Annotated in this window: 1 protein-coding gene; it reads right to left on the bottom strand. The window is 53.4% G+C overall.

All coding sequences use genetic code 11. From position 1 onward, the window contains the following. A partial coding sequence (locus WCO56_29270) for a transglutaminase domain-containing protein (GenBank protein MEI7733692.1) occupies window positions 1-3241 on the bottom strand: 3241 nt, incomplete at its 3' end. Window positions 3242-3524: the final 283 nt, after the last annotated feature.

Here is a 3524-nt window from a genome sequence, read left to right as displayed (position 1 = left end):
TGCCACCTGGATCGGTGCGGCTGGTAAGCGTGCCATCCGTGGTGCTGTAAACAAAGGTGGCCCAGTCGCCCGCGCCGTTGGTTGAGCCGGTCATCAGGAAATACGTATTATAGCCAAACGTGGAAGTTTTGCCGCGCGCATCCACACTACGAATCAGATTGTCCTTGCTGTCGTAAAAGAACTGGTTCGTGTATCCCAAGGCGTCAAGGGTTGCAATCAGGTTATGGTGCCCGTCATAAAAAAAGACATTGGTGGCAGGCAAGTGTGAAACCGCCTCGATGACGTGATCTTGCCCATCGTAATAGGTGAGGGCAGAGTGGCCCAAGGGGTCAAGGGTGGCTACCAGCCGATGTTTGTCGTCAAAATAGTATTGTTTGCGCCCGCCCGCCGGATCCAACTCCGTGTTCAAGTACCCGGACCAGAAAAGCTGCCAAACCTGGTTGGCATCGCCCTTGCTGTATTGCTCTATCACCCTGCCGAACCCATCATAACTGTTGGATACCACCACGCGGTTCAATGCATCCAGCGTGGCAATGATCTGATGGTTGGTGTCGTACACAAAGGTGCTGGCTTTGCTCTCCGGATCGGTCACGCTGGTGAGGTCTGTTTGGCCAGCGGCGGTCGTGTAATCGTAAGACACTGAACGGCCTGTGTTGTCAGCCACGGTAGCGAGGCGCTGTGGACTGCCAGAATAGGTCAATGTCAGCGTGCGGTTTTTCCAATCCTTGATGGTGCTTACCCGGTTGCTGCTGTCGTAGGTGACCGTGAGATTTTGGTTGTAAAGGTCCACAATATTGGTGAGCAGCCCGACACTATTGAATTTGTACGTGTTCCCATGCCGCTCGCGCACCCGGTAAACTCCGTTGGTTTTATACATCGTCATGGTGGATTTGGCGGGCGGCGTATAAGTACCGTTAGGCTGTTTGATAAATTGAATGGTATCGTCGCCCAAGGTCACGGACACGGCATTGTTGATGAGTTGGTCGAGACCCCACTTGGCGATCAATGCGGTGACCGCCCAATTCTTCGGGCTCGGACTGGTATTGTATAGCTCGAACGCGGATTTGGTGGCGACGATCATGGGTGCCATTTGGGCTGGCGTGGTGTCTCCCAAACCCGCCAGTGGGGCGCTGACATCCATCGCCTTCATGTTGTAGTTGTGCGTCCAACCGTGGGCCATACTTGCCAGGTTGTGCAGGCGGCGGCTGGAACTATAATACCGTGTGAACCGAACTCCACGCGGCTCGGGCTGCCCAAGGGCAAGGTCCGCTGCCGATACTCGGAAAGAGCCATCCACCATGCTTACTGGATCCCCGGAAAAGACGGGTGGGACCAATGCCGACCCTTGATTGAATTTATTCGGTTGTACGCAACTGGCCTGGCCAACATACGGAGGGTCCACAACCGCATTAAGGGTACCCACGTAGCCGCCGTGATATTTGCCGCTAATGAGCATGTTCATTGCGAAAAACCCGGCATTTGGACCACGAGCGAGAGCGCCGTATCCCGCCCAACTTCCCGCTCCGTCAAGCACATTCGACCCGTTCGCCGGCAGCAATAAAGTGTCTCCATTGTCAACAAGCGACTTTAAAAAATTAGTGGTGGCATTATAATTGGTCAAGAAACGGCTTACATCCGCCCAGTTGTTGCTATCGGCCAGGCAGATTCGCTGCCCATTGGTGTTGCCGATTTGAAGCATCTTGACCGTAGATGCCGCCACCAAGTTGCTCGACTGCAATTGCTCAATCAGCCCATGCTCCGCCGCGCTGCCGAAGAAACCAGCCAGGTCGAACTGTCGATCTGTACGATCCCAGTCATTGATACCCTCTCCGCTGGCGGGATAGTTACCATTCAGTTGTTGGTAAACATCAACATAATAGCCTTTGCCAAATTCCTGAGCCATGCGCCCAAAACGATGATGATACATCAGGAGCATATCTTGCTGCGCCGCCAGCACACGGAAAATGCGCTCGGTTTGCAGCATCCAGTTCAACCCCATAATATTCAGGGTCTCCGTCAGTACTTCGCGCGAGGTATCCGCCAACCCTTGCTGCCGATATTGGTCCAGCTTGTCCTGCCGCTGGCGCAGCCATTCCTGGTCCGGCTCGAACGCATACGTGATCGCATAGCTCGCGTTGGTTCGTTGGTAGGTATTGGTGACGGAATGATCGCTCCAATTCGTGTTTATCAGGGTATTGTAGGCGAAGTCCCAATATCCATATGGATGGTCTATGTTCAGCGCCACATCTACCGTGCCTCCGCCACTAGTCTGCTGTTGCAGTAAAAGATCGTCTTCAAGCCACAATTGCGCGAGCCCATTGGTGCTGAACGTCAACGCCAGTTTCTGCCCTTGTAGCTGCGGCATATATAAGAACTGACTGCTGGTGGCATCCACTGTGATTTTGAGCGTCGTCATCAGATTCGTGGGGATGTAATTCCACTCTATAATCGGGGCTGTATCTTTAACGAGGAATGGTACGAATGAAAGGCTGGTACTCAATGAGTCACCAGCCGATGAAACGATGTATTGCCCGCCCATAATCTCTTCGACCGAGGCATTGGGATAATTGCTTTGCAGATAGCTGAGCAGGTTGGTGGTATAATCTCTGAGTTTGTTGCGAAGATTTACTTCACTCAGGCTTTGGATATATTTTGCAGCGTTGGTGGTAGTGCCACCGGCAGTCGTCATCAGTTGGTTCGTGTCCAGCCGCATTGCGGACGCAAGGTTGATCCCGCTAATTGGCTCAGAAACCTTGAATGCAGGATCAAGTTCATTCGTCTGGTTGTTTAAATTCAGCACTACCCAGACGTGATGGAACACCTGGCCTTGGTACTCATCGACCGCATAGTAGCAAGGAAAACCCCTAGCCATGCAGATGTCAAAAGCGAATTGCTTTGACTCAGTCCAGTTGGTATTAGGCTTGGTTAGCCCTAGCCAGTGCTTGAAATCGCGGTGCGTACTTATTTCGTAAGGCATGAAAACCGTGCCAAAACGATAGCTGGCTGACAGTCCGGCGGCCCGCAACATTGCGACCAGCAGCGCGCATTGGTCGAAGTCGTTTCCGCTACGCTCCAAAAGCGTCAATTGCGCTCCTTTCTTCGATCCGAAGTAATGCACATAGCGAATATGATCGTGCACGTAATCGAAAATCTTCTTGGGATCATTCTCCAACCCGCGTGCCAGGGCCTGAATTTCGGGAGTGATCGCTTCGGCAATTTCAGGCGCGCTTGCAAGCTGCATGGGGCTGAATTGCCTTTGGGCCTGGACCGTCTGCGTTGCCGCTGAGCTGGAAAGCAGCGTCGGCTGTCCGCCTTGCCTGCGGGCGCTTCGAAACCATCCCGGTCCATTGAATTCCGCCGTGTCCTGCCCCCAGCAAGTTGCGATTGTACCCCAAAGGCCCAGTATCAGTAATCGAATCGTTTTCATTATGTCCCCTTTCGCCCGGCTCACGGCACTTGTTGGACGTTCCCTTCCGCATCGAGTGTGATGCTCTCGCCCGCCGCCCCCGAAATTACCCGAAGCC

The sequence above is a fragment of the Verrucomicrobiota bacterium genome, from assembly GCA_037139415.1.
In the GTDB taxonomy this organism is placed as follows: Bacteria; Verrucomicrobiota; Verrucomicrobiia; order Limisphaerales; family Fontisphaeraceae; genus JBAXGN01.
This window is presented reverse-complemented; position numbering and strand designations above follow the sequence as displayed.